The sequence below is a fragment of the Achromobacter sp. D10 genome (assembly GCF_035282245.1).
GTDB classification, from domain to species: domain Bacteria; phylum Pseudomonadota; class Gammaproteobacteria; order Burkholderiales; family Burkholderiaceae_B; genus Achromobacter; species Achromobacter insolitus.
This window is the reverse complement of sequence record NZ_JAYJLE010000001.1, coordinates 719,846-746,048: the sequence shown is the minus strand read 5'-3', so window position 1 is coordinate 746,048 and position 26,203 is coordinate 719,846. Positions and strand designations below refer to the sequence as shown.

The following is a 26,203-nucleotide window of genomic DNA, read 5'->3' as shown; positions in this document are numbered from 1 at the left end:
CCGCAATTACCTAGGGATAACCCGACTCCAATTTACGTTTACGTAAACGTAATATTTGCGGTGCATCATTGCGCAGCGATGGCCGATCGGCGCATCATGAGCCACGCGCGGCAATCCGGCGCCGGAGACTGGCGCCCACAAAATAGTAAGTACCTACTATCACGGAGACAGCGATGAACCTTCCCGGCCTGAACTTCGACCTGGGCGAAGATCTGGACATGCTGCGCGATGCGGTGCGCAATTTTGCGCAGGCCGAAATCGCGCCGCGCGCCGCAGAAGTCGACCGCAGCGACCAGTTCCCCATGGACCTCTGGCGCAAATTCGGCGATCTCGGCGTGCTCGGCATGACGGCCGGCGAGGAATACGGCGGCGCCAACATGGGCTATCTGGCCCATATGGTCGTGATGGAGGAAATCTCCCGGGCCAGCGCTTCCATCGGCCTGTCCTACGGCGCGCACTCCAATCTGTGCGTAAACCAGATCAACCGCAACGGCACGGCGGCTCAGAAAGCCAAGTACCTGCCCAAGCTGATTTCGGGCGAACACGTGGGCGCCCTGGCCATGAGCGAGCCGGGCGCCGGCTCCGACGTGGTCAGCATGAAGCTGCGCGCCGACAAGAAGGGCGACCGCTACGTGCTCAACGGCAGCAAGATGTGGATCACCAACGGCCCCGACGCCGACACCCTGGTGGTCTATGCCAAGACCGATCCCGAGGCCCACCAGCGCGGCATCACCGCCTTCCTGGTGGAAAAGGGTTTCAAGGGCTTTTCCGTGGCGCAGAAGCTCGACAAGCTGGGCATGCGCGGCAGCCATACCGGCGAGCTGGTGTTCCAGGACTGCGAAATCCCCGAGGAAAACGTGCTCGGCCAGGTCAATGGCGGCGTCAAGGTGCTGATGAGCGGCCTGGACTACGAGCGCGCCGTGCTGTCCGGCGGACCGGTGGGCATCATGCAAGCCGTGATGGACGTGGTCGTCCCCTATATCCATGACCGCAAGCAGTTCGGCCAGGCCATCGGCGAATTCCAGCTGATCCAGGGCAAGGTCGCGGACCTGTACACCACGCTGCAGGCCAGCCGCGCCTTCTGCTATCAGGTCGGCAAGAATCTGGATCGCCTGGGCACCGAACACGTGCGCCAGGTGCGCAAGGACTGCGCCGCGCTGATCCTGTACACGGCCGAGAAAGCCACGTGGATGGCGGGAGAGGGCGTGCAGATCCTGGGCGGCAACGGCTACATCAACGAGTATCCGGTGGGCCGTCTGTGGCGCGACGCCAAGCTTTACGAGATCGGCGCCGGCACCAGCGAAATCCGCCGCATGCTGATCGGCCGCGAGCTGTTCAACGAAACCGCCTGAGCCCCCGCCATGATCCGCATGTCCGACGTCCAGCACATCGAGCAGGCGCCCGCTCCCGGGCCCTTGCCGCTGGACGTCGCGCGGCTGATCCTGGCGGGCTTTGACCGCCATTACGCGCTGTTCCGCTATAGCGCCCAGCGCGCCAAGGCACTGTTCGAATCCGGCGATTGGCATGGCATCCAGCGCCTGTCGCGCGAGCGCATCGAGTACTACGACATGCGGGTGCGCGAATGCGCCACCCAACTGGAAGGCGTGCTGCGCGGCCGCCCGGAAGGCGCGGTGGGCGCCAATGGCAGCGCCGCGCCCGCCCTGAGCGATGAGCAGACTGCGTTCTGGCAGCAGATCAAACAGGAATTCGTGGGATTACTGGGCGATCACCGCCAGCCCGAATGCGCCGAGACCTTCTTCAACTCGGTGTCTTGCCGCATTCTGCACCGCGACTACTTCCACAACGCGTTCCTGTTCGTCCGCCCGGCCATCGCCACCGATTACCTGGACAGCACCATCCCGTCGTATCGGGTGTACTACCCGGCCACGGACGGACTGGAGAAAAGCCTGATCCGCATGGTCGCGGACTTCGGCCTGGCGCTGCCCTTCGAAGACCTGCCGCGCGACACCCGATTGCTGGCACGCGCCGCGATCAAGCAGTTGCGCGCCATCCTGCCGCGCCACGTCGGCCGCCGCATCGCCAGCGACTGCCAGATCCATGCGCTGGGCTCGCTGTTCTTCCGCAATAAAGGCGCCTATATCGTCGGCCGCCTGATCAACCAGGGCACGGTGTATCCCTTTGCCGTGGCGCTGATGCGCAACCCCGCGGGCCAGGTCGTGCTGGACGCGCTGCTGCTGGGCGCGGACGACCTGAGCACACTGTTCAGCTTCACGCGCGCCTACTTTCTGGTGGACATGGAAACGCCCGCTGCGGTGGTGAACTTCTTGTCCAGCCTGTTGCCGCGCAAGCCCAAGGCCGAGCTCTACACCATGATCGGGCTGCAAAAGCAGGGCAAGACGCTGTTCTACCGCGACTTCCTGCATCACCTCGCCCATTCGCGCGACGCCTTCGACATCGCGCCCGGCATCAAGGGCATGGTGATGTGCGTGTTCACGCTGCCGTCCTATCCCTACGTGTTCAAGCTCATCAAGGACCGCATCGACAAGGACGGCATGGACCACGCCACCGTGCGGCGCAAATACCAGATGGTGAAGCTGCACGACCGCGTCGGCCGCATGGCGGACACCTGGGAATACTCGCAGGTCGCGCTGCCGCGCGCGCGTTTCGCGCCCGCGCTGCTGGAAGAATTGCGCAGGCTGGTCCCCAGCCTGATAGAGGAATCCGGGGACACGGTGGTCATCCGCCATGTCTACATCGAACGGCGCATGACCCCCCTGAACATCTATCTGCGCCAGGCGCCCGACGCGCTGCTGGACCCCGCCGTGCGCGAATACGGGGACGCTATCCGCCAACTGGCGGCAGCCAATATCTTCCCTGGGGACATGCTGTACAAGAACTTCGGCGTGACGCGCCTGGGCCGGGTCGTTTTCTACGATTACGACGAAATCCAGCGCATGACCGAAATGAATTTCCGGCGCATCCCGCCCGCCCCCAACGAAGAGGCGGAACTGGCTTCCGAGCCCTGGTACGCCATCGGTCCGAACGACGTCTTCCCCGAGGAATTCGGACGCTTTTTGCTGGGCGATGCGCGCGTGCGCGGCGCCTTCATGCGTCACCATGCCGACCTGCTGGAACCGGAGTGGTGGCAGGCCTGCCGGGCCCACGTGGCGCAAGGCCGGATTGAAGAATTTTTCCCTTACGATACGGACAGACGCCTGCGTCCGGAACGCCCTCCAGGCGCCCACGCGGCCTCGTAACCCCAGAGCTGTCCCGACCCTCACAGGAGCTAGCCATGTCAGATCCCATCGTCATCGTTTCCGTCGCCCGCACGCCCATGGGCGGCATGCTGGGCGCCTTGTCCGGCCTGGCCGCGCACGAGCTGGGCTCGATCGCCATCAAGGCCGCCGTCGAACGCGCCGGCATCAAGCCCGAGCAAGTCGAAGAAGTCATCATGGGCAACGTGCTGCAAGCCGGCCAGGGCCAGGCCCCGGCGCGCCAGGCCGCGCTGGGCGCAGGCCTGCCGCTGGGTGTGGCTTGCACCACCATCCACAAGGTCTGCGGCTCGGGCCTGAAGGCCGCCATGTTCGGCCATGATCTGCTCGCCGCGGGCTCCGCCAACGTCGTCGTCGCCGGCGGCCAGGAAAGCATGAGCAACGCCCCTTACCTGCTGCTCAAGGGCCGCCAGGGCTACCGTTACGGCCACAACACCGTGTACGACCACATGGCCCTGGATGGCCTGGAAGACGCCTACGACAAGGGCAAGGCCATGGGCGTGTTCGCTGAAGATTGCGCCACCAAGTATTCCTTCACGCGCGAACAGCAGGACGCGTTCTCGCTGGAATCGCTGCGCCGCGCCCGCGCCGCCACGGAAGACGGCAGCTTCAAGTGGGAAATCACGCCCGTCACCGTCGCCGGCCGCAAGGGCGACACGGTGATCGACACCGACGAAGCCCCCACCAAGGCCATGCCGGAAAAGATCCCCACGCTCAAGCCCGCCTTCAAGAAGGACGGCACCGTCACCGCCGCCAACTCCTCGTCGATTTCCGACGGCGCGGCCGCCATGGTGCTGATGCGCGCATCCACCGCTGAAAAGCTCGGCGTCAAACCGCTGGCGCGCATCGTCGCCCACAGCCAGCACTCGCAAGAGCCGAACTGGTTCACCACCGCCCCCGTGGGCGCGCTGAAGAACCTCTTCGCCAAGACCGGCTGGAAGGCCGAGGACGTGGACCTCTACGAAATCAACGAGGCCTTCGCGGTGGTCACCATGGCCGCCATGACCGACTTCAAGCTGCCGCACGAGAAGGTCAACATCCACGGCGGCGCCACCGCCCTGGGCCACCCGATCGGCGCGTCCGGCGCCCGCCTGATGGCCACGCTGGTCGGCGCGCTGCGCAAGACCGGCGGCAAGCGCGGCGTGGCCACGCTGTGCATCGGCGGCGGCGAAGCCGTGGCGATGGCAATCGAGATGATCTAAGGCCTGGCGCTGCGCGCCTGCAAATGTGCTGTGGCGCGCAGCGCGAAACCTCCGCAAGAATTGCCGCCCCGCCGCGGGGCCGCCCCCTCGGCGGGGCAGCAAGCGCGCGAAGCGCGCGCGGCGTGGGGGTTTCATCCTTCCGCCCACCGGGCAACGAGACAAACCGCTCCACGAGCGCCTACAAATTTCCAACAAGCAGGACGGGTGGAACCCCATGCCCATCATCGAATCCCGCATCAATCCGCGGTCGCAGGACTACACCGACAATGCGCAGGCCATGCAGGCGCAGCTGGACGATCTGAATCAGCAACTGGCCCATACCGCGCTGGGCGGCAGCGAAGCCGCGCGCGCCAAGCACGTGGCGCGCGGCAAGCTCCTGCCGCGCGACCGCGTCGAACACCTGATCGACCCGGGCACGCCGTTCCTGGAACTGTCGCCCATGGCCGCACATGGCATGTATGGCGGGGAAGCGCCCGGCGCAGGGGTTATCACGGGCATTGGCCGCGTCGCGGGAACGGAATGCGTGATCGTCTGCAATGACGCCACGGTCAAGGGCGGCACCTACTACCCGATGACGGTCAAGAAGCACCTGCGCGCGCAGGAGATAGCCGCGCAGAACCATCTGCCCTGCGTCTATCTGGTGGATTCGGGCGGCGCCAACCTGCCTCAGCAGGACGAAGTCTTCCCTGATCGCGAACACTTCGGCCGCATCTTCTACAACCAGGCGCAAATGTCCGCGCAGGGCATTTCGCAGATCGCCGTGGTGATGGGGTCCTGCACCGCGGGCGGCGCCTATGTGCCCGCCATGAGCGACGAGTCCATCATCGTCAAGAACCAGGGCACCATCTTCCTGGGCGGCCCGCCGCTGGTGAAGGCGGCCACGGGCGAAGAAGTCAGCGCCGAGGACCTGGGCGGCGGCGACGTGCACACGCGCCTGTCCGGCGTGGCGGACCACCTGGCCGCCAACGACATGCACGCGCTGCAGCTGGCCCGCAACGCGGTTGCCCGGCTCAATCGCAAAAAACCCCAACCGCTGGCCACCGTCCCGGTGCGCGAGCCACGCTACGACCCCAGCGAGCTGAACGGCATCATCCCCGCCGACACCCGCAAGCCCTATGACGTGCGCGAAGTCATCGCGCGCATCGTGGACGGCTCGGAGTTCGACGAGTTCAAGGCGCGCTTCGGCCCCACGCTGGTCACGGGCTTCGCGCACATCCACGGCATGCCCGTGGGCATCGTGGCCAACAACGGCATCCTGTTTTCGGAGTCCGCCCAGAAGGGCGCGCACTTCATCGAACTGTGCGCGCAGCGCAAGATCCCGCTCGTGTTCCTGCAGAACATCACGGGTTTCATGGTGGGCCGCAAGTACGAAAACGAAGGCATCGCCCGCCACGGCGCCAAGATGGTGACGGCCGTGGCCACCGCCAACGTGCCCAAGTTCACGGTGCTGATCGGCGGCTCGTTCGGCGCCGGCAACTACGGCATGTGCGGCCGCGCCTATTCGCCGCGCATGCTGTTCATGTGGCCCAATGCCCGCATCTCGGTGATGGGCGGCGAACAGGCCGCCAGCGTGCTGGCCACGGTGAAGCGTGACGGCATCGAAGCCCGCGGCGGCCAGTGGTCCACGGACGAGGAAGCCGCCTTCAAGGCGCCCATCCGCGAACAATATGAACGCGAAGGGCATCCTTACTACGCCACCGCGCGGCTGTGGGACGACGGCATCATCGCGCCGGCCGACACGCGGCGCGTGCTCGGACTGGCGCTGTCGGCCGCGCTGAATGCCCCCATTGAAGACACCCGATTCGGTGTGTTCCGCATGTAGGGCGGCGCAGCCGTCCGCAGCGCAGTTCAAGAATAATTTCAGCCTGGATGACATCCATGTTCGACACTTTGCTGATTGCCAACCGCGGTGAAATCGCCTGCCGCGTGGCCGCCACCGCCCGCCGCATGGGCATCCGCACCGTTGCGGTGTATTCCGACGCCGATGCCAACGCCCGCCACGTCGCCGCCTGCGACCAGGCCGTGTATATCGGCGGCTCGGAACCGCGCGCCAGCTACCTGCGCGCCGACGCCATCCTGCAGGCCGCGCGCGACACGGGCGCAGGCGCCATCCACCCCGGCTATGGTTTCCTGTCGGAAAACGAAGCCTTCGCCGAAGCCGCTGAAAAGGCCGGCATCGCTTTCGTCGGACCGCCGGCCTCGGCCATCGCCGCCATGGGCAGCAAGTCCGCCGCCAAATCGCTGATGGAAAAGGCCGGCGTGCCGCTGGTGCCGGGCTACCACGGCGACAACCAGGACCCGCAATTCCTCAAGTCCCAGGCAGACAGCATCGGCTACCCCGTGCTGATCAAGGCCAGCGCCGGCGGCGGCGGCAAGGGCATGCGCGTGGTCGAATCGTCAGGCGCTTTCCTGGACGCGCTGGCCTCCTGCCAGCGCGAAGCCGCGTCCAGCTTCGGCGATGACCGCGTGCTGATCGAACGCTATCTGCAAAAGCCCCGCCACATCGAGATCCAGGTGTTCGCGGACAAGCACGGCAATTGCGTCTACCTGTTCGAGCGCGATTGCTCCGTGCAACGCCGCCACCAGAAGGTCATCGAGGAAGCTCCCGCGCCCGGCATGACCGAAGAGCGCCGCCGCGCCATGGGCGAAGCCGCCGTGGCTGCCGCGCGCGCCGTGGGCTATGTGGGCGCGGGCACGGTGGAATTCATCGCCGAACCTGACGGCCGCTTCTATTTCATGGAAATGAACACACGCCTGCAGGTCGAGCACCCGGTCACCGAAATGATCACGGGACATGATCTGGTCGAATGGCAGTTGCGCGTGGCCGCCGGCCAGCCGCTGCCGGCGCGCCAGGAAGACCTGCGCATCCAGGGCCACGCCATCGAGGCCCGCATCTACGCGGAAAATCCCGAGAAGGGCTTCCTGCCGTCCATCGGCACGCTGGCCTATCTGGGCCTGCCGGCGCACACGGCGTTCGCCAACGGCGATATCCGGGTCGACGGCGGCGTGCGCATGGGCGACACGATCACGCCGTTCTACGATCCCATGATCGCCAAGCTGATCGTGCACGGCGCCGACCGCGACCAGGCGCGCGCCCGCATGCTGCAAGCCCTGGCCCAGACCCAGGCCGTCGGCGTGCAGACCAACGTGGCGTTCCTGTCCCGCCTGATGCAGGACAGCGCCTTCGCCGCGGCCGACCTGGACACGGGCCTGATCGAACGCCAGCGCGCCACGCTGCTGCCCGAACCCCAGCCCGCCACCCCCGCCACGCTGGCGCTGGCTTGCGCCGCCGTACTGGTGCGCCAGGGCTTGGCGCAGCCCGGCGCGCTTGGCGGCAAGCAACCTGCCGATCCCTGGGACGCCCGCGACGGCTGGCGCCTGGGCGGCCGCTACACGCGCCAGCTGCAATGGGTGGACAACGGCGAAACCCGCCACGCCACCGTCGCCCGCCAGGGCGGCGCCTGGACCCTGGACATCGGCGCAGGTCCGCAAGCTTTCCTGTGGCGCGCCCACGCCAGCGCCAACCCCAACCTGGCCTACGGCCTGCGCATCACGCTGGACGGACACGAAAGCGCCGGCACGGTCGTGCTCCATGCGGACCGCGCCCACGTCTTCGGCGGGGCTGGCGTACACGTGTTGGACCTGTACGATCCCCTGGCGCATTCCCAGGACACGCAGGGCGACCACGGCGGCGGCCTGACGGCGCCGATGCCCGGCAAGATCATCTCGATCTCGGTCAAGGCCGGCGATGCGGTGGAAAAAGGCCAGCCCCTGCTGGTGATGGAAGCCATGAAAATGGAGCACACCATTTCCGCGCCTGCGGATGGCAAGGTCACGGAGGTGTTCTACGGCGTGGGCGATCAGGTGACGGAAGGCGCGGAGCTGGTCGCCATCGGCGAATAGGCCGGCCGGGGTAACAAATCGTCAACCCCCCGCGCCATGCGCGGGTTCATCATGGGCCATTCCTTGTGCTCGACAGGAGGGCCCGTGATGAACGCAAATTCTTCCGAAGCCGCTGCGCCCCGGCTGTTTCCGACCATGCGCTGCCGCGATGCGGACGCGATGATACGGTGGCTGACCAGCGTGGTGGGATTCACTGAACACGCCGTCTATCGCGAAGGCGGCGCCGTGCTCCACGCCGAACTCGCCTACGGCAGTTCCCTCCTGATGCTGGGACAACACCGCGACGACGACTACGGCAAGCTGGTGGGCGACCTGCAAGGCCGCCGCACGGATGCGTTGTACCTGGCCGTCGACGACCCTGACGCCTTGCATGGGCAGGTACGGGCCGCAGGCGCCACCATCGAAACCCCGCCGTATGACACCGCCTACGGCAGCCGCGAATTCGCCTGCCGCGATCCGGAAGGCAATCTATGGAGCTTCGGGACATACTGGCCCAAGGTGTAGCGCGCGGCGCCTGCGCGTTCCGCGACTTATGCGTTTTTCGCAATCATTTATCGAAATAGATTGTCCTTGTTATCAATAAGCAAGGACTCCTATGCTCGTCGCAAGGTCATTCGACAGCCACGAGGAGATTTCGATGAGTGCGGTTCTGCAAGCGAAGACGTCGCCGGTGACGATGGTGCCTGCCGGCGTGGACCTGGTGGAGTACTACTACGAACGCGGCTTCACCGACGGCCTGCCGGTGGTTCCGCCCACTCAGGAGAAAATCGACGAGATCGTGGCCCGATTGGGCGGCGACGCAAGCTTTGTCGAAGCGCGGGTGGCGCCGCGTTGGGGCGAACTGACGCGCGAGGTGCTGGCCATCAACATGGTGATGGCCGGCTGCAAGCCCGAGTACGCGCCGGTGGTGCTGGCAGCAGTAAAGGCCATTACCGATCCTGCCTTCAACCTGAATGGCGTTCAGGCCACCACGCACGTCGCTTCCCCCTTGCTCGTGGTAAACGGCCCGATCGCCCGCGAAATCGGCATGAATGGCGGCGTCAATGCATTCGGTTCGGGCAACCGCGCCAATGCCACGATCGGCCGCGCGCTGCGCCTGATCATGCTCAACGTGGGCGGAGGCTGGCCAGGCGACCTGGACAAGAGCACGCTGGGTCACCCCGGCAAGTACACCTACTGCGTCTGCGAGAACGAACTGCAAAGCCCGTTGGCTCCTTATCACGTGGAGCATGGCTACAAGGCCGACGATTCCACCGTGTTCGCCCTGGCGGCCGAAGCGCCGCACAGCGTCACCAACCACATATCCAACGACCCCGAGGGCATACTCGACACGATGTGCTCGGCCATGAGCACCATCGCCTCCAACAGCGCGGTGCTGGGCGGCCACATCGCGGTCGTGCTGGGCCTTGAGCACGCACAGACCATCGGTAAACACGGCTGGTCGCGGGCCGACGTGCGTAACTATCTCTACGTCAATCACGGCAACCGCTTCATCGACCTGGCTTACGGCCACCGCTACGGCAAGGTCTACAACCGCAACCTGCCCAAGTACTACAAGCGCGAGGACGATACCCGCATTCCCATCGTGCACAGTCCCGAGCACATCCACCTTTTCGTGATGGGCGGCGAAGCCGGCCGCTTCTCCGTGCTGATCCCGGGTTGGGGCAGCATGAGCACGCCAGTGCTGCGCGCGATAGACGGCGCAAACGCCGAGAGCGCCGATTGCACCAGCGGCGCGTGCGCCATCTAGGGCGGCAGCCCGCAAAACCAGGAGAGAGACATGTTGATGAACGATGCGGAAAAAGTTGCGGTGTTTGATCCGCGCGGTGCGCTGCGCTTCGAGGACGCGCCGGTATCGGCGCGCAAGAAAGGCCTGGCCGGCCTGCGCCTGGGCATTCTGGACAATTCCAAATGGAACGCCAACAAGCTGCTGCGCGGCGCCGCCGCCGCCCTGGGCGAAGAGATTGGATTCGCCGAGGTGAACTACTACGTCAAGCACAGTTTTTCCAAAGACGCAGCGCCTGAACTGATCGAGCGCATAGCGGCCGAAAACGACATCGTGTTGACCGCCATCGGCGATTGCGGCTCGTGCTGCTCGGCTTGCGTACGCGACTCCATCGCGCTGGAACGCCTGGGCCTGCCCAGCGCGGTCATCATTACCACCGAGTTCGCTCGCGAGACCGAACTGACGCGGCAGGCCATCGGCATGAAAACGCTGGAGCCCGTGGTCATCGCGCATCCGGTCAGCTCCATTACTGCCGATGAAATCGCGCAGCGCGTGGCGCAGATCAAGGAACAGGCCCAACAGGTCTGGCTGGGCACCAAAGCGCCGATGGCGCTGCGCGTGGCCCTTCAATAGCGGCGGCGTTACGTAGCGGCGCCGTTCGCGGCGCTACGCAAACGGGGAGGGGAACAATGGGCGCACTGTCGCATTTGCGGGTGCTGGACCTTTCGCGCGTGCTTGCCGGCCCCTGGGCCAGCCAGTTGCTGGCTGACCTGGGCGCGGAAGTCATCAAGATCGAACGCCCGGGCCTGGGGGACGATACTCGCGGCTGGGGACCGCCGTGGATCAGCGATCCGCAATGGGGCGACGTGGCGCAATCCGCCTACTTCGCAGGCGCCAACCGCAATAAGAAATCCGTCGCCATCGATATCGCCATGCCCGAAGGCCGGCGCCTGGTGGCGGCGCTGGCGGCGCAGTGCGACGTATTCATCGAGAACTTCAAGGTAGGCGGACTACGTGCCTACGGCCTGGACTACGACACGCTCAAACGCCAGCATCCTGGCCTGGTGTACTGCTCCATTACGGGCTTTGGGCAGAGCGGGCCTTATGCTTCCCGCCCCGGATACGACTTCCTGGTCCAGGGCATGGGCGGCCTGATGAGCATCACCGGGCGCGAAGACGGCCAGCCCGGCGCCGGGCCGCTGAAGGTGGGCGTGGCGCTCACCGACATCCTGACCGGCCTGTACGCCACGGCGGGGATCCAGGCGGCGCTGGCGCATCGCGACCGCACCGGCGAGGGCCAACACGTGGATGTGGCCTTGCTCGACGTGCAGGTCGCCGTGCTGGCCAACCAGGCCATGAACTTCCTGGCCAGCGGGCGCGAACCAGCGCGCCTGGGCAATGCCCACCCCAACATCGTGCCGTACCAGGACTTCGCCACCCGCGACGGCTACGTCATCGTCACCGTGGGCAACGACACGCAATTCCGCAAGTTCTGCGGCGCGCTCGGCCTGCCGGATCTCGCGGACGATCCGCGCTACGCCAACAACACCGCGCGGCTGGCTTCGCGCGGCACGCTTATCCCGTTGATCCAGGAACGGATGGCGCTGCACCCCAGCGCGCACTGGCTGCGCGAGCTGGAGGCGCTAGGCGTGCCTTGCGGTCCCATCAATGGCCTGGCCGAGGTATTCGCCGACCCGCAGGTCCTGCAACGTGGCATGCGCGTGCCGATGCCGAACGCGCAGGCGGGCTGCGCCGACCTCGTGGGCAATCCGCTGCATCTTTCCGCGACACCCGTGGAATACCGCAGCGCTCCGCCGGTGCTGGGTTCCCACACGGAACCCGTGCTGCGCGAAGTGCTGGGACTGGCGCCGCAGGCGCTTGCCGACCTGCGACGCGATGGCGCGATCGCGGTCGAACCCTGAGCTGTTCCTACACAAGAAAGCGACAAGGGAGACAAACCATGGAACCATCCGTTCAAACAAAGGCCGTCGTCAGTCCTGCCAGGCGCCGCCTGCTCATCGGCACCGCCGGCGCGGCACTCGCCGCGATCGGCGGCGGCGCCAGGGCGCTGGCGGCAACCGATTACCCGTCCAAGCCGCTGCGGGTCGTCATCCCCTATCCCCCGGGCGGCCCGACCGATATCGTCGGGCGCATCGTTTCGGCCACGCTGTCCGATAAGCTCGGCCAATCCGTCGTTATCGAGAACCGCCCGGGCGCCAGCGGCATGATAGGCGCGGACATGGTCGCCAAGGCCGCGCCTGACGGCTATACGCTGCTCATCAATGTGTCGGGGCAGCTGATCAATCCCGCGCTGTACACCAACATGTCGCATGATCCGTTGAAGGACTTCAGCGGCATCACCAATCTGGCCTCCACGCCCATCCAATTGATCGTCAGCGCCAATTCGCCCGTGCGTTCGGTGGCGGACCTGATCGCCCTGGTCCGCTCTCAACCCGGCCGCCACAATTTCGCATCGTCCAGCAATGGCACGCCCGGCCATCTGGCCGGCGAAGCGTTCAAGGCCGCCGCCAAACTCGACGTCACGCATGTGCCGTACAAAGGCAGCGCCCCCGCGCTGACGGATGTCGTCGGCGGCCAGGTCACCTATATGCTGGACTCCATGCCGTCATCGATCGCCCTGGTAAAGGGCGGCAAGCTGCGCGCGCTGGCGGTCACCGCGCCGCAACGCGTGGCCGCGCTGCCGGATGTGCCGACCTTTGCCGAACTCGGCTACCCGACCGTCAATCTCAGCACCTGGTATGGCATGTGGGTGCCGGCGAAAACGCCCCCGGATCTGATCGCGCGCCTTTACCGCACTGTCAGCGGCATACTGGAGCAACCCGACGTGCGCGCCCGCCTGATCGAGGCGCAGGCCATGCCGATAGGCGATACGCCGGAACACTTCGACGCGTACTGCCGCAGCGAGGCCCAGCGTTATGCGGAACTGGTGAAACTTGCCGGCATCCGGTTGCAATAGCGCTTAGCGGCGCAGCTTACGCGCTGGCGCAACAACCTGAACCCAATCGCTGCGCAGTTGCGCGAGAAAGCCGTTGGCGCTTGGGGTCAGGCCGCGTTCCTTGAGGAACACCACGCCAATCGCCTGACTCAGGGCCGGCCTGGTCAACGGGCGGGCTACCAAGTCAGCGCTAAGTGCAGCCGGCACCGCGCCGCCCGGCACAATCGCCACGCCCACGCCCGCCCACACAAACTGCATCACGGTCGCGAACTGGCTCACGGTAACCGTGTGCCGCAAGGGAACGCCAGCAATCGCCGCATGGCTGTCGATCAGCCGGCGGGTCTGGGCTTCGCGCGGCAGCGACACCTGGGCGTACTCCGCCAGCGCTTCCAGCGTCACCCCGGCCCGCGCGGAAAGCGGATGATTGCGCGGCATCACCACATGAAAGGCCTCGCGGCCCAGTGATACCACCGCGAATTCGGTGGGCACGTCGTCGATATAGGTAATCCCCATGTCCGCAACGCCGCTACGCACGTCGTCCATGACCGTGCCGTGCACGCCTTCGCGCACCTGTAGTTCGATGCCCGGACGCGACTCGCGATACCGGGCGACGATGCGAGGCAATTGCGTATAAGCCACCGACATCACCGCCGACACGATGCTGCGGCCGCGCAGTTCGTCGGAGATTTCGCGCATGTTCTCCACCGAAATGCGCAGATCGGCCAGCACCCGTTGCGCGAGCGTTACGAATTCCTGGCCCGCAGCCGTGGTCTCCACGCGCCGCGTGGAACGCTGGAACAGCGCAACGCCCAGCACCTTCTCCACCCGCTGCACCATGCGCGTGAGCGCAGGCTGTGAGACATTCATCGTCAACGCCGCGGCGACAAAGCTGCCGCATTCGGCGAGCGTGCAAATTGCCTGCAGCTCGCGAGAACGCAGATCGGGAAGCGTGGCCATGGCTGGATTACCCATCGGAAGTGGCAATGCGCGACATCGCAGTATAGGCACACACGCGCCATTTCACGCATCAATCCGGCCAGGCCCCCCCGGTATGCCCTGAGTCTCTTAGTTTCCCGTCAGCGAATTGTCCCTAGAATGCCGGATCCGGCCCAGCCGCCAAATCCCTGCCCACCCTTCCATGCCTGCCCCCGACTCGCCCAGTCCGCTTCAACGACCCGCCTTCCTGCACTACCTCTTTGCGCGTATCGGCGCATCGCTGGCCTTCCAGATCGTCTCGGTCGCGGTGGGCTGGCAGATCTATGCGTTGAGCGGCAGCGCCCTGGACCTGGGGCTGATCGGCCTGGCGCAGTTCCTGCCCATGGCGGTGCTGACCCTGGTGGTCGGTCACGTAGCCGACCGCTACGACCGCCGCAAGATCGTGGCGGTGTGCATGGCGCTGGAAGCGCTGGCCACGCTGGTGCTGGCAATCGCCGCCCTGAATGGCGTAGGCGGCAAGACGCTGATCTACGCCACCATCATCATCATGAGTTCGGCACGCGCCTTCGAGGCGCCCACCCTGGCCACCCTGATCCCCGCCGTGGTGCCGCGCGAGTGGCTGCCGCGCGCGACCGCGCTGGCATCCTCGGGCGGCCAGATCGCGCAGATCGCGGGCCCGGCGCTGGGCGGCGTGGGCTACGGGCTGGGCGCCGGGTGGATCTATTGCGTGGCCGCCGCCCTGTACCTGTCCGCCTTTGCGTCCATTGCCACGCTCGTCATCGAGCGCGCGCCACCGCGCAAAGAACCCACCACCTGGCGCACCCTGTTCGCCGGTATCACCTTTATCTTCCAGCGGCGCCTGCTGCTGGGCACTTTGTCGCTGGACCTGTTCGCCGTACTGCTGGGCGGCGCCACCGCGCTCTTGCCCATTTTCGCCAAGGACATCCTGAACGCCGGCCCGTGGGCGCTGGGCGCGCTGCGCGCCGCTCCTGCCTGCGGCGCGGCGCTGATGTCGCTGACCCTGGCTCGGCTGAGCCTGGGCGAGCACGTCGGCCGCCTGCTGTTCGGCGCGCTGATCGTGTTCGGTCTGGCCACCACGGTCTTCGGCCTGTCTACCTCGATCCCGCTGTCCATCGCGGCGCTGGTGGTATTGGGCGCCGCGGATGCGGTCAGCGTGGTCGTGCGTTCGTCGCTAGTGCAGCTGAACACGCCAGACCACATGCTGGGCCGCGTCAGCGCGGTGAACACGCTGTTCGTAGGCACGTCGAACCAGCTAGGCGAGTTTGAATCCGGCGTCATGGCGGCGATGTTCGGCGCGGTGCCTGCCGTGGTGATCGGCGGTATCGGCACCATTGCCGTGGCCGGCCTGTGGATGCGCTGGTTCCCGGAACTGCGGAAGCTGAAAAGCCTGCACGCGCCCTGAGCGGGCGCGCCGCACGGCCGGATCAGCGCTCCAGCCCCGCCTTCTTGGCCTGATTGGCGATGGCAATCATGACCCCGATCCGGCGCAGCGGATCGGGCGGCAGCCAGTTCGGCTTCTCAAATGCTTCCAGGTCGTCCAGCATGGGGCTGCGCCTGCCGGCGATGAGCTCGCCCAGCAGCTTGCCGTGGATGGTGCCCTTGATCACGCCCGCGCCGTTGCATCCCACGGCCGCATACAGGCCCGGACGCACCTGACCGACGAAGGATGCGCCATTGCCCGTCAACGCCGTGGATCCGCTCCAGACGTACTCGAAATCATGCGATGCCAGCTCCGGGTAGCGACGCTGGAATGAATCGCGCAGCAACTGCTCCATGCGCTCCAAGGGCTGTTCGGCCTCGTACGAATACGCGCTGCGCACCATGAAACGGCCACCACGGATGCGGCGCAGCGTGGTGCCTAGGCGGTTGGCCGGAATGACGCCCCACTGGTCGCGCTGGCCCAGCAGCGCAAGCTGCGCGGGACTCAGGACGGGCGTAACCCCGGCGTAGGTGAAGATGGTGACCAGCCGGCTGCGCAGAAAGCCCAGCTTGCGCGCAAAGGCGTTATTGGCCAGTACCACGTTGTCCGCGGTGAAATCGCCGCCGCGGGTGCGCACGGTGTACGGACCGGCGCCATTCACCGCCAGCACGGGGTTGTTTTCCATCAGCCAGACATTCTCGGGCAGCGTATCGGCCAAGCCTCGGATCAGCGCGGCCGGCTGCACGAAGACGTTGTTCATCGAGTGGTAGCCGAACTCGTAGTAACGGGTGCCCAGCTGTTCGTGCAGCGCGTCCTGGTCCAGTTCGGTATACGCGACGTCCCAGTCGCGGTATTGCGCCAACGATGCGCTCAGGGTGCTGCGCCCGAGCTTCGTTGCCGCGGCGTGATACTTGCCGGCAATGTCCCAGCCACAGTCGAAGCCCCCCCGTTCCGACAGTTCTGCCAGCCAGTCCAGCCCGGACTGGTACATCGCGATCTGTTTGCGCGCCACCTGCAGCGGGCTGTGATGGCCGCTCATGCGAGTGTTGTGCGGCAGGTTGATCAGGAAGCCGGAGTTTCGGCCCGCGGAACCTTCCCCGGCGGCAGTGGCGTCCAGCACCAGGATGCGCTCCTGCGGCTGCAACTCGGCCAGCCGGCGCGCGGCTGCCAGGCCCGTATAGCCGGCGCCGATGATCACGTGCTTGTAACGGGTGTGCGGCGGCGCGGCGGCGCGCGGAGCGCGTACGGGCAACATGGCGTTCCAGCCCGAGCCGCTCTGGTATTGAGGATAAGTCTGCGATTGCCCTGAGGGGTGAGACATGATGGGTTCAGTGTTGCGGTTGGCGAATCATTGGTCGGCGCGGGCCTGGAGGCTGCGCATGACTTCGTTCTGCACGATGCCCCAGATCTGCGACTTGAGCTCGATGTAGCGGGGCGAAAGCTGCACGTCGGCGTTGCGCGGATAGGGCAGGTCGTTGGGAATATCGCAAGCGACGCGGCCAGGCCGCGCGCTCATGATGACCATGCGGTTGGACAGCAGCAGCGCCTCGTCGATGGAGTGCGTGATGAAGATGATGGTCTTGCCGCTGCGTTCGTAGATGCGGGTGAGTTCTTCCTGCAGCACCTGGCGGGTCATCGCGTCCAGCGCGGCGAAAGGTTCGTCCAGCAGGATGACGTCCGGATCGTTGGCCAGCACGCGCGCGATGGACACGCGCTGGCGCATGCCGCCGGACAAGGCCTTGGGATAGGCTTCCTCGAAACCTTTCAGGCCGACCATCTCGATGAACTTCTGTGCGGTCGCGCGGCGTTCGGTGGCGGGCACGCCCTTGAGCGTCAGGCCGAAGGCCACGTTCTCCGCCACGGTCAGCCAGGGAAACAGCGCGTACTGCTGGAACACCATGCCGCAATGCGGATCCACGTCGCGCACTTCCCGGCCGTTGACCACGATGCGTCCGGCGCTGGGCTTTTCAAAGCCGGTGATCAGGTTGAGCAGCGTGGACTTGCCGCAACCCGAGGCGCCGAGCACCACCAGGAACTCGCCGCGCTTGACCTGCAGGTCCACGCCCTGCAGGGCATGAAAGGACCCGAAGGACTTGGAAATGCCTTCGATCGAGATCATCGTATCGTTCTCCGCGTGGTTTATCGCGACCATGCCAACACCCTGTTTTCAATGATTCGGAAGACCACGTCGGTCACCAGCACGGTGACGCTGATAAGCGCCATGCCCAGCACCACGGTGTCGGTCTGGAAGAATTCCTTGCCGTTCATGATGAGAAAACCCAGGCCTTCCTTGGCGGCGACCAGCTCGGCGGAGATGACGCAGGTCCACGACAGGCCCAGGATCACCTTGAAGCCGCTGAAGATCTGCGGCAGGCTCGCCGGAAGAATCACCATGCGCATGACTTGGGGGCCCGTGGCGCCCAGGTTGCGGGCGGCGCGAATCAGCAGCGGATCGATGTTGCGCGTGGCTTCAATGACGTAAAGCAGCGCGGGCGCGAAGGTGCCCATGAACACGATGCTGTACTTCTGCGTTTCGGTGATGCCGAACCACAGCAGCGACAACGGGATCCAGCTCATCGAAGGCAGCGGCCGCAGGAACGACAGGATGGGGTCGAAGGCCGCGCGGGCGCGCAGCGAGGTGCCCAGGAAAATTCCCAGCGGAATCGCCAGCGCCGTGGCGGCGGCAAAGCCCACCATGACCCGGCGCGCGGAGGCCAGGATGTGGTCCATCAACGCCCCCTGCTCCCACATGCCGGCCATGCGGGAGAAAACGGACGAGGGCGGCGGCAGGAACAGCGGATCCACCCATTGCAGGCGGCATACGCCTTCCCAGAACAGCAGCAACGCGATCACGGACACACTGCTGATCAGCAGCAGGTCCGGACGACGCTGACGTTGTGATGCATTCATCATTCAATTCCTGACAGAAAGTAGGGCGGGCGGTGCGCGCCCGCCGTTGACGTCCAGGCGTCTGGCGCCTTCCCGATTACAGATAGGCGGGATCGACCCAGTCGCGCACGGCCGGCGCCTTGTCGATCTGTCCGTAGCGCACCATCATTTCCGCCAGCTTCTGCAGGCCGTCGATGTACTTGCTGCCCGGCGCCAGCAGCTGCCCTTGCTCCGATGCGCCATACCAATCGGCGCCCTTGACCATTTCCAGCTGGTCCGCGGGCGCGAGCTTGGTCAGTTCCACCAAGGCGGCCACCGTGCTGTCGGGCTGTGCGCGCAACTGCTCGTTGGCGCGGAAGTACGCCTTGAGGAAGCGCTTGACGGCCTCGGGATGCTTTTCCAGGAAAGCGCGGCGCGCGACCAGCACGTCGGGCCCCGGCGTGACACCGTATTCCTTGTAGAGCGAGAACTGCGTGTCGTCTGCCAGCAGGCGCGCGCCCGGCATGCTGCGGATGGCGTTGAACTGTGGCGTCCAGGCTGCCGCGGCGTCGATCTGTCCCGCCTGGAAGGCCGCGGGCATTTCCGGCGCGGGCACGTTCAACACCGTCACGTCCTTGCCTGCCTTCAGGCCGGCTTCGTCCAACAGGTTCAGCACCAGCAGATGCGCGCTGGAGGCGAAGGTGACGCCGATCTTCTTGCCCTTCAGGTCCTGCAGGCTTTGCACCCCGTCGCGCACGATCAGCCCTTCGACGCGGCCGAAATTCTCGGGCACGCCGATGATGGCGAAGTGGCGCGAGCCGCGCGACATCACCGCCAGCGCGGCCGGCGCGGCGGTGACCGCCATGTCGATGTTGCCTGAGAGCAGGGCGCTGACGCGAGCCGACGTGGTGCCGAAAGACTCCCAACCCACGTCGAGCCCTTCATTCTTGAAGTAGCCGGCCTGGATCGCCAGCCACGCTGGATAGTGCCCCAGCCAGGCCGAGCCGCCGTAGCGCACGGCCTGGACGTCCGCTGCCCAGGCCCGTCCGGCCATCGGCAGCGCCAGTGCTGCGGCGCTCATGGCGGCGCCTTTGATGAATCTACGTCTGGTCTCCTGCATGTCCTTCTCCTTTTTTGTGATCAACAAAGCCGCATCTGCCGTCCGAGCCAGGGCAGATGCGCACTTACCTGCGGAAAGATCTCCGTCTCCAGCGCCTTGCGGCTGATTTGCCAGAACATGTCGGCCATCTCCTCGAACTCGTCCTGCCGCGACACCTGGTGCAGCGTGCGCGCCAGGCCCGGCCCCGGCAGCGGCAGCACCGCCACCTGGTCCAGCCAGGAGCGCCCCTGCAACAGGCACAGCGGCGTCATCAGCGCCCACCCCAGATTGGCCGCGATCATCGCCATGACCACGTCGCTGGTGTCTATTTCCAGGAACGGCGGCGCGGTGACGCTGCAGCGACGCAGGTGGCGCTCGATCATGGCGCCGAAATGCGAGCGGCCGCTAAAGCGGATGAAGGGCGCGGCCTGGGCAATCTGGCGCAGATCCATGCGCGCAAACTCGTCAGCTCGCGCGGCGGGCACCACCAGCGCAAAGGGCTCGGTCAGGATGGCGCGACGCGCCAGACCGTCCACGTCGTCCAGGGCGTCGGTAGTAACGATGATGTCGACCTGCCGGTTCAGCAGCGCCTGCGCGTGGCCATAGGCCAGCCCCGACCACACCAGCACCTGGCTCGCGCTCTGTGTCAGGCGCTTGACGATGGCCGGGCCGGTGGTCGCCGCGAAGGAATCGATCATGCCGATCCGGATCGCCGGCCGGTTCATCAGATCGGCCTCGCGCACCTGCGAGATCAGGCGGTCCACATCCTCGACGATCTGGCGCGACTGCCGGTGCAGCGTCACCCCGGCCGGTGTCAGCCGGTACGGCCTGCGCGACCGGTCCAGCACGCGCATGCCCAGCGTGCTTTCAATCTGCGAAATCGTCTGCGACACGGCCGACTGCGTGATGTTCAAGGCCTGCGCCGCCGCCGACAGGCTGTCGGCCGCCGCCACCGCGGCGAAGATGCGCAGCATGCGGATATCCAGGCTGGAATCGTTTTTTAGTGCGCCCATGTTGTCTCCTATCAGTGATGCTAAGAATGCTCGGAAGACCGGTCAAAGAACCGCCCGCACCTTAAGCAAATCTAATAGTCGACATTAGAGAGGATGAATTGCCCATGGCCTCCCAGCGTCGCCACGGCCACGCAGGCGTGCCCCTCGCGGCCCTACGCTACGCCGCCGGATATTATTGATACAATAAGAATCATTATCATTTAATTAAAGCCATGCCTATGCGTCCCGGACATTGAACCGGGCGCCGGACATCGACAGGGGCATCATGGGGGAGCGGTTCTTCGGCGTGATCGCCGAGGCATACAAGGCATGGAACGCGGAGCTGGTCGGTTTCCTGAACCGGCAGCTCAAGCGTTCGCCGGAGGCCGCCCAGGATCTGGCGCAGGAAACCTTCGCCAAATGGCTGGCGGCGCACAAGGGCGCCGAGCCGCCGGACAAGCCGCGCGCCTATCTGTATGAGATCGCGCGCAATCTGCTGCGCGACCACTGGCGCCGCGAGAACGTGCGCGACGGGCACGTGGTGGCCAGCCTGGACGACCAGGGCTTTGAGTCCACGGCCATCGGCCTGGCCGCCCCCGCCGGCCTGCAACCGGAAGTGCGCGCAGACGCCAGCCAGCGCCTGCGCCTGCTTCAGGCCGCCATCGACGAGATGCCGCCACGCCAACGCGAGGCCTTCCTGCTTTATCGGTATGATGAGCTGCGTTGCGAGGACATCGCGCAACGCATGGGCATTTCCGTGCGGGCGGTGGAAAAGCACCTGCAACTGGCGCTGGCGCATTGCAAGCGCCGCGTCCACGGCGAAACGCCATGACCCGATCCTCACCCTTGTCCGCTGTCGAAGAGGCCGCGAGCGCATGGTTCATGCGCCGCCGGGCGCGCGCATCCGACGCCAGCGCCGAACAGGCCTTCCAATCCTGGCTGCAAGCAGCGCCCGAGCACCGGCGGGAATACGAACGGCTGGAACAGGTCTGGGAAGACATGGCGGCCCTGCCGCGTCCAGCCGCCGCGCCTGCTCCCAAGCGGGAACCGGCTCAGGTCCGGACGCCTGCCCAACCCCGCCGCCCGGCCTTCCTGCGCTGGGGCGGCGCGCTGGCCGCCCTGGTGCTGACGGCCGCGGCCGCCTACCAGCACGTGCCTGTCAGCTACGAATCCGTGGCCAACGCGTCCACCCAGACGCGCAGCCTGGACCTGCCCGACGGCACCCGCCTGCATGCCAACGTAGGCACCCGCGTGAGCGTGCGCTACACCTTGGCCGAACGTCATATCCGCGTCGACGCCGGCGAGGTCTACATCGATGCCGCGCCCGACCGGCGGCCGCTGATCGTGGCCGCGGGCGAAGCGGAACTGCGCGACATCGGCACGGAATTCAATGTGCTGCTGCTGCCCGACGTGCTGCAGGTGGGGGTGCGCAGCGGCGAAGTCCGGCTGAACGCCCAGGGCGCAAACGCCCCGGCCGCGCAGACCCTGCGGGCCGGCGACACGGTATTGCTGTCGCGCGCGGATGCACGGCTCTTGCGGCGCCAGCAGGTGTCCGCCAGCGAGATCGGCGCCTGGCAGGGCGGCGTGGCGGTGATGCATGAGGCCACGCTGCAGCAACTGGCCGGCTACCTGGCCCTGTATCGAGATGCGCCGCTGCGCTTTGCCGACGAACGCGCCCGCGCGCTGCGCCTGTCCGGCACGCTGGACCTGCGCCAGCCCGACGCCGTCCTGGACATGCTGCCCGGCCTGCTGCCCGTGACGCTGACCCGACGGCCGGATGGCGCCGTGGTGATCGGCAGCCGCTGATCATCGAAATTAAGAATTATTTTTAATTCGACAGGTTCGGGTTTTGGCGACTGGCGCGTCTTCCCCGTTTGAAGATCCACTTCCAGACTGGGGAAAGTCCATGGCGCAGAGCCATTTCCATCGCCGGCTGAGCGCCGGCCGTTACGCGCTGCTGTGCGCGCTGTCCATGAGCGCCGCCTTGGCGGTCCAGGCGCTGGCGCCATCCGCCGCGCATGCGCAAGGCGCCGCCGCGCAAACCTTCGATCTGCCTGCCGGCAGCCTGGCCGACGCGCTGGTGGCGCTGGGCCGCCAAGCGCAACTGCAGGTGCTGTTCAGCCCCGACGCGGTGGCCGGCCTGAGCGCCCCCGCCGTGTCCGGCGCCATGACACCGCAGGCCGCGCTGAACCGCCTGCTGGCGCATAGCGGCCTGGTAGCCGTACAAAGCGGTTCGGGCTTCGTGGTGCGGCGGCCGGCCGGGCAATCGGCCACGGATGCCACCACCCTGGCGCCCGTGACGGTCACCGGCCGCGACCTCGCCGTGACCGAAGGCACGGGCTCGTACGCCGCGTCCGCCGTCACCATCGGCAAGAACGCGCAAAGCCTGCGCGAGATCCCGCAATCGGTCTCGGTGGTGACGCGCCAATTGCTGGACGACCAGAACCTGACCAATCTGGACGACGCCATGCGCACCGTCACCGGCATTACGGTGGAAGCGGGCAGCATCGGCGGCAACCATGGCAATTTCTACTCGCGCGGCTATGCGCTGGACACGATCCAGGTCGATGGCGTGAATACGCCGGCCAGCACCGGCAATGACCTGTCCTCGGGCTTTGGCCTGGCCATCTATGACCATATCGAAGTGCTGCGCGGACCGTCTGGCCTGTACCAGGGCGCGGGCGATCCCGGCGGCACGGTGAACCTGGTGCGCAAGCGCGCGCAGAAGGAATTCGCCTTCAGCGGCCAAGTCATGGCCGGTTCCTGGGACCGCTACTACACCGAAGCCGACATCACCGGCCCACTGGACAGCGACGGCCGCCTGCGCGGCCGCCTGGTCGCATCCTATGACGACCGCAAATCCTTCGTCGATGGCGTCTACACCGAGAAGCCGCTGTTCTACGGCACCCTGAGCTTCGACCTGACGCCCGACACGGTGCTTACCGCCGGCGCCACTTACCAGCAATACAAGGGCCGCCCCTTCTTCGGCCTGCCCGGCTACACCGACGGCCGATTGCTGGACGTGCGCCGGTCCACCAACCTGGACCCCAGCTGGAACCACATCACCGAAGAAATCACCGAGTACTTCGCGGACGTGGACCACCGCCTGGCCAATGGCGGACGCATCAAGATCAGCGGCGTCTACCGCGAACAGGACGAGCCCAGCCGCGAATTCGGCTGGTCCGATTGCGCCGTGGATCCGATCACCGGCGACACCTGCCTGGTCAGCTGGAAGTACCGCAGCCACTGGAAAACCTACGGCCTGGACGCCTTCGTGGCCACGCCGTTCGAAGCCTTTGGCCGTCAGCACGAGCTGACCGTGGGCGCCGACTACCGCAATGTCCACAAGAACTTCCAATACGGCGGCGGCGACAACGCCGACACCAATCTGTACCACCCCAACAACAACATCCCCAAGCCGGACTACCAGTTCACCAACGGCAACGACAGCAAGACCGACCAGTACGGCCTGTATGCGCGCACCAATCTGCGCGTGACCGACGCCGCCACCATCATCGCCGGCGGTCGCTTCACCTGGTGGGAAAACCGCACGCAGAACCGCAACGCCTACTTCAACCAATTCACCGACACCAGCGACAAGATCAATGGCAAGTTCACGCCCTACCTGGGCCTGGTGGTGGACCTGAACGAGCAGTTGTCGGCCTATGCCAGCTACACCAGCATCTTCACGCCGCAGACCACCACCGACGTCAATGGCCAGTTGCTGGCCCCGCGCACCGGCAAGCAGTTCGAAATCGGCCTGAAGGGCGAGTTCCTGGACAAGCGCCTGAACGGCCACGCCGCGCTGTTCCGCATGGAAGACGAGAACCGCGCCATGACGGACCCGGATAATCCGCTGTTCTCCATGGCGGCAGGCAAGATGCGCAGCCAGGGCTTCGAGGCCGAGATCAGCGGCAGCCCCGCGCCGGGCTGGGACATCACCGCGGGCTATGCCTACACCACCACCAAGACCCTGAAGGGCACGGAAGAGCAGAAGTCGCAGCAGTACGCCTTCATTACGCCGCGCCACACCTTCAATCTGTGGACCAAGTACACCTTCGCCACGGGGTCGCTGGAAGGCCTGTCGCTGGGCGCGGGCGTGCGCAGCGTCAGCAGCATGTACCGGCTGAACGGCCCGGTGAAGTTCGAGCAGCGTCCATACACTACCGTGTCCGCGCAAGCAGGCTACCGCTTCAACAAGCACCTGGAAGGCACGCTGACGGTGAACAACCTGTTCGACAAGGTCTACTACCAGCGCGTGTGGGCCGCCTATGGGTCGAACTACTATGGCGAGCCGCGCAGTGTGATGCTGAACCTGCGGGCGACGTACTGATGCGCGAAGGCGGGTTCTTGAAAGGGATGTCCGCCTTACTCGCGCGCCAGCACCCTCAGGAAACTCACCACGCACGCAACGCCCGCGATCAGCGCGCCTATCCATAGCGCGACGCCGGCGCCGCCATCGCCCGCAAGCGTGAAGCACGCGGCCACCAGCGCCGCCCCGCTTGCCTGGCCGATCAGGCGGGCGGTGGGGATGACGCCGCTGGCCGCACCGCTGCGCTCCGCGGGCGCGCTCATGGTCAGCGCCTTCAAATTGGGCGCCTGGAAAAACCCGAAGCCCGCGCCGCACAACGCCAGGCGCCAGATGATGTCTGCGTCCGACGCCTGCGCCGGCAGCAGCGCCACCAGGACCATGCCCAGGCACAGCACGAAAAGCCCGCCGCCGCCCAGCAGCGCCACAGAGCGCTTTTCCGACAGATAGCCGGCTATGGGCGCGACGAACGCCACGACGATGGGCCAGGGCGTAAGCAACAGGCCTGTCTCCACGTCCGTACGGCCCAGGCTCATCTGCAGCAGAAAAGGCAGCGCCACCAGCGCCAGTCCCTGCGACGCATACGACAGGATCGACGTCAGCACCGACATGGCGAAGAGCGGCCGGCGCAGGAGATCCAGCGGCAGCATGGGCGCGGGATGCGCGCGCTGCCGGCGCAAGAGCAGCGCGCAGCACAGCACCGCCGCGCCGGCCTCCAGCAGAACGCGCGGCCAGCCCGCAAGGTGCGCCGCATCGCCAAGCGCCAGCACGGCCAATGCAAAAGTCGCCCCCAGCAACAGCGCGGCCAGGCCATCGAAGCGCGAAGGCGTGCGGCGCGGCGCGTTGTACGGCAACGTGCGCCACGCCATCGCCATGCCCAGCACACCCAGCGGAATGTTGATCAGGAACAGCCAATGCCACGTGCTGACGGCAAGAATGGCCGACGCGACGGAAGGCCCGACGACATACGACACCGCCACCGTCAGCGCATTGAGCCCCTGGGCGCGGCCGATCTGGCTGCTGGGGAACGTCAGGCGTATCAGCGCGGCGCTGACGCCCAGAATGCCCGACGCGCCCACGCCCTGAAAGGCGCGGGCGGCGATCAGCATCGGCAGGGAATCCGCCAGCCCGCAGGCAACCGAAGCCAGCGTAAACACCAGCACCCCATAGAGATAGATGCGCCGATGCCCCACAATGTCGCCTAGCGCCGCAAAAGGCAGCAAAGTGGCTACCATGGCGATCTGATACGCGTTGATGATCCAGATCGAGTCATCGGGCGTGGCGCCCAGATCCGCCGCTATCGTCGGCAATGCGGTATTCGCAATGGAAGTGTCCAGCGTCGCGATCGCGCTGCCCAGAATCAATGTGGAGATCGCCCACAGGCGCTGCCGTACCGGCAGGCCATCGCCAAGCGAGGATGGGACGGTGGTGCTTTCAGCAAGCGATGGCATGCGGAACGGCTCCTGGGCGGCGTCCCGCGCCACGGCAAACGTTGCCGTGCGGGACTCGGGCGTGGCAATCTGCTGTAAGGCTGGACC

The 26,203-nt window shown here is 66.1% G+C and carries 21 protein-coding genes; 14 read left to right on the top strand and 7 right to left on the bottom strand.

From position 1 onward, the window contains the following. Positions 1–173 precede the first annotated feature (173 nt). The 10 genes from VCS63_RS03575 to VCS63_RS03530 all read left to right on the top strand — a co-directional run bounded on the left by VCS63_RS03575 (position 174) and on the right by VCS63_RS03530 (position 13,041). Entirely contained in the window at positions 174–1,352 is a 1,179-nt protein-coding gene (locus tag VCS63_RS03575; protein WP_042795767.1) for an isovaleryl-CoA dehydrogenase, read from the top strand. A gap of 9 nt (positions 1,353–1,361) precedes the next feature. After that, positions 1,362–3,218, top strand: coding sequence for a bifunctional isocitrate dehydrogenase kinase/phosphatase (aceK, locus tag VCS63_RS03570; protein ID WP_042795768.1), 1,857 nt, complete (start codon positions 1,362–1,364; stop codon positions 3,216–3,218). Positions 3,219–3,253: 35 nt separating this feature from the next. Beyond that, positions 3,254–4,435, top strand: a complete 1,182-nt coding sequence (locus VCS63_RS03565; RefSeq protein ID WP_042795769.1) for an acetyl-CoA C-acetyltransferase — start codon at positions 3,254–3,256, stop codon at positions 4,433–4,435. Between the two features lie 214 nt (positions 4,436–4,649). Then, positions 4,650–6,257 carry a carboxyl transferase domain-containing protein gene (locus VCS63_RS03560; RefSeq protein WP_042795770.1) on the top strand — a complete coding sequence of 536 codons (1,608 nt, stop codon included), beginning with the start codon at positions 4,650–4,652 and terminating at the stop codon, positions 6,255–6,257. 56 nt (positions 6,258–6,313) lie between these two features. After that, positions 6,314–8,338, top strand: coding sequence for an acetyl/propionyl/methylcrotonyl-CoA carboxylase subunit alpha (locus VCS63_RS03555; RefSeq protein ID WP_042795771.1), 2,025 nt, complete (start codon positions 6,314–6,316; stop codon positions 8,336–8,338). Between the two features lie 87 nt (positions 8,339–8,425). Beyond that, the gene (locus VCS63_RS03550; RefSeq protein WP_308024244.1) at positions 8,426–8,842 is read left to right on the top strand and encodes a VOC family protein; all 417 of its coding nucleotides are present in this window, start codon (positions 8,426–8,428) and stop codon (positions 8,840–8,842) included. Between the two features lie 133 nt (positions 8,843–8,975). Then, positions 8,976–10,088, top strand: coding sequence for a hypothetical protein (locus VCS63_RS03545; RefSeq protein WP_112966855.1), 1,113 nt, complete (start codon positions 8,976–8,978; stop codon positions 10,086–10,088). A gap of 30 nt (positions 10,089–10,118) precedes the next feature. Next, positions 10,119–10,697 carry a UGSC family (seleno)protein gene (locus tag VCS63_RS03540; RefSeq protein WP_042795774.1) on the top strand — a complete coding sequence of 193 codons (579 nt, stop codon included), beginning with the start codon at positions 10,119–10,121 and terminating at the stop codon, positions 10,695–10,697. Between the two features lie 56 nt (positions 10,698–10,753). Further along, positions 10,754–11,986 carry a CaiB/BaiF CoA-transferase family protein gene (locus VCS63_RS03535; protein WP_323878452.1) on the top strand — a complete coding sequence of 411 codons (1,233 nt, stop codon included), beginning with the start codon at positions 10,754–10,756 and terminating at the stop codon, positions 11,984–11,986. Positions 11,987–12,024: 38 nt separating this feature from the next. After that, positions 12,025–13,041 (top strand): Bug family tripartite tricarboxylate transporter substrate binding protein, encoded by a 1,017-nt coding sequence (locus VCS63_RS03530; RefSeq protein ID WP_164794267.1) that lies wholly within the window; start codon positions 12,025–12,027, stop codon positions 13,039–13,041. Between the two features lie 3 nt (positions 13,042–13,044). On the opposite strand, the gene VCS63_RS03525 is transcribed toward VCS63_RS03530, so the two are convergent. Next, positions 13,045–13,977 carry a LysR family transcriptional regulator gene (locus tag VCS63_RS03525; RefSeq protein ID WP_323878449.1) on the bottom strand — a complete coding sequence of 311 codons (933 nt, stop codon included), beginning with the start codon at positions 13,975–13,977 and terminating at the stop codon, positions 13,045–13,047. A 181-nt stretch (positions 13,978–14,158) separates the two neighbouring features. Between VCS63_RS03525 and VCS63_RS03520 the strand changes: the two genes are divergently transcribed. After that, entirely contained in the window at positions 14,159–15,379 is a 1,221-nt protein-coding gene (locus tag VCS63_RS03520; RefSeq protein WP_063639176.1) for an MFS transporter, read from the top strand. 22 nt (positions 15,380–15,401) lie between these two features. On the opposite strand, the gene VCS63_RS03515 is transcribed toward VCS63_RS03520, so the two are convergent. The 5 genes from VCS63_RS03515 to VCS63_RS03495 form a co-directional block, all read right to left on the bottom strand. Continuing rightward, positions 15,402–16,718, bottom strand: a complete 1,317-nt coding sequence (locus VCS63_RS03515; protein ID WP_323878446.1) for an FAD-binding oxidoreductase — start codon at positions 16,716–16,718, stop codon at positions 15,402–15,404. Positions 16,719–16,745: 27 nt separating this feature from the next. Beyond that, positions 16,746–17,516: an ABC transporter ATP-binding protein gene (locus tag VCS63_RS03510; protein WP_372341639.1), complete on the bottom strand. Its 771-nt coding sequence runs from the start codon at positions 17,514–17,516 to the stop codon at positions 16,746–16,748. 20 nt (positions 17,517–17,536) lie between these two features. Next, positions 17,537–18,307, bottom strand: coding sequence for an ABC transporter permease (locus VCS63_RS03505; protein ID WP_063639175.1), 771 nt, complete (start codon positions 18,305–18,307; stop codon positions 17,537–17,539). A gap of 76 nt (positions 18,308–18,383) precedes the next feature. Then, a complete protein-coding gene (locus VCS63_RS03500) occupies positions 18,384–19,385 on the bottom strand; it encodes an ABC transporter substrate-binding protein (protein ID WP_164794268.1) in 1,002 nt (333 codons plus the stop codon). Positions 19,386–19,405: 20 nt separating this feature from the next. Further along, complete coding sequence (locus VCS63_RS03495; RefSeq protein WP_042795781.1) at positions 19,406–20,377, bottom strand: LysR family transcriptional regulator; 972 nt, start codon at positions 20,375–20,377, stop codon at positions 19,406–19,408. Between the two features lie 265 nt (positions 20,378–20,642). Between VCS63_RS03495 and VCS63_RS03490 the strand changes: the two genes are divergently transcribed. The 3 genes from VCS63_RS03490 (at position 20,643) to VCS63_RS03480 (ending at position 24,689) form a co-directional block, all read left to right on the top strand. Beyond that, positions 20,643–21,188 carry an RNA polymerase sigma factor gene (locus VCS63_RS03490; protein ID WP_323878443.1) on the top strand — a complete coding sequence of 182 codons (546 nt, stop codon included), beginning with the start codon at positions 20,643–20,645 and terminating at the stop codon, positions 21,186–21,188. Next, positions 21,185–22,162, top strand: coding sequence for a FecR family protein (locus VCS63_RS03485; RefSeq protein WP_238913141.1), 978 nt, complete (start codon positions 21,185–21,187; stop codon positions 22,160–22,162). The genes VCS63_RS03490 and VCS63_RS03485 overlap by 4 nt, the downstream gene beginning before the upstream one ends. A 100-nt stretch (positions 22,163–22,262) precedes the next feature. Next, entirely contained in the window at positions 22,263–24,689 is a 2,427-nt protein-coding gene (locus tag VCS63_RS03480; RefSeq protein WP_323878442.1) for a TonB-dependent siderophore receptor, read from the top strand. Positions 24,690–24,724: 35 nt separating this feature from the next. Here the strand turns inward: VCS63_RS03480 and VCS63_RS03475 are convergent, their stop codons facing one another. Next, complete coding sequence (locus VCS63_RS03475) at positions 24,725–26,116, bottom strand: MFS transporter (protein ID WP_076816941.1); 1,392 nt, start codon at positions 26,114–26,116, stop codon at positions 24,725–24,727. Between the last annotated feature and the right edge of the window lie 87 nt (positions 26,117–26,203).

Coding starts and splice junctions, on each gene's coding strand:
- VCS63_RS03575 (WP_042795767.1), top strand. CDS start 174: ATGAACCTTCCCGGCCTGAACTTCGACCTGGGCGAAGATCTGGACATG.
- aceK (WP_042795768.1), top strand. CDS start 1,362: ATGATCCGCATGTCCGACGTCCAGCACATCGAGCAGGCGCCCGCTCCC.
- VCS63_RS03565 (WP_042795769.1), top strand. CDS start 3,254: ATGTCAGATCCCATCGTCATCGTTTCCGTCGCCCGCACGCCCATGGGC.
- VCS63_RS03560 (WP_042795770.1), top strand. CDS start 4,650: ATGCCCATCATCGAATCCCGCATCAATCCGCGGTCGCAGGACTACACC.
- VCS63_RS03555 (WP_042795771.1), top strand. CDS start 6,314: ATGTTCGACACTTTGCTGATTGCCAACCGCGGTGAAATCGCCTGCCGC.
- VCS63_RS03550 (WP_308024244.1), top strand. CDS start 8,426: ATGAACGCAAATTCTTCCGAAGCCGCTGCGCCCCGGCTGTTTCCGACC.
- VCS63_RS03545 (WP_112966855.1), top strand. CDS start 8,976: ATGAGTGCGGTTCTGCAAGCGAAGACGTCGCCGGTGACGATGGTGCCT.
- VCS63_RS03540 (WP_042795774.1), top strand. CDS start 10,119: ATGTTGATGAACGATGCGGAAAAAGTTGCGGTGTTTGATCCGCGCGGT.
- VCS63_RS03535 (WP_323878452.1), top strand. CDS start 10,754: ATGGGCGCACTGTCGCATTTGCGGGTGCTGGACCTTTCGCGCGTGCTT.
- VCS63_RS03530 (WP_164794267.1), top strand. CDS start 12,025: ATGGAACCATCCGTTCAAACAAAGGCCGTCGTCAGTCCTGCCAGGCGC.
- VCS63_RS03525 (WP_323878449.1), bottom strand. CDS start 13,977: ATGGCCACGCTTCCCGATCTGCGTTCTCGCGAGCTGCAGGCAATTTGC.
- VCS63_RS03520 (WP_063639176.1), top strand. CDS start 14,159: ATGCCTGCCCCCGACTCGCCCAGTCCGCTTCAACGACCCGCCTTCCTG.
- VCS63_RS03515 (WP_323878446.1), bottom strand. CDS start 16,718: ATGTCTCACCCCTCAGGGCAATCGCAGACTTATCCTCAATACCAGAGC.
- VCS63_RS03510 (WP_372341639.1), bottom strand. CDS start 17,516: ATGATCTCGATCGAAGGCATTTCCAAGTCCTTCGGGTCCTTTCATGCC.
- VCS63_RS03505 (WP_063639175.1), bottom strand. CDS start 18,307: ATGAATGCATCACAACGTCAGCGTCGTCCGGACCTGCTGCTGATCAGC.
- VCS63_RS03500 (WP_164794268.1), bottom strand. CDS start 19,385: ATGCAGGAGACCAGACGTAGATTCATCAAAGGCGCCGCCATGAGCGCC.
- VCS63_RS03495 (WP_042795781.1), bottom strand. CDS start 20,377: ATGGGCGCACTAAAAAACGATTCCAGCCTGGATATCCGCATGCTGCGC.
- VCS63_RS03490 (WP_323878443.1), top strand. CDS start 20,643: ATGGGGGAGCGGTTCTTCGGCGTGATCGCCGAGGCATACAAGGCATGG.
- VCS63_RS03485 (WP_238913141.1), top strand. CDS start 21,185: ATGACCCGATCCTCACCCTTGTCCGCTGTCGAAGAGGCCGCGAGCGCA.
- VCS63_RS03480 (WP_323878442.1), top strand. CDS start 22,263: ATGGCGCAGAGCCATTTCCATCGCCGGCTGAGCGCCGGCCGTTACGCG.
- VCS63_RS03475 (WP_076816941.1), bottom strand. CDS start 26,116: ATGCCATCGCTTGCTGAAAGCACCACCGTCCCATCCTCGCTTGGCGAT.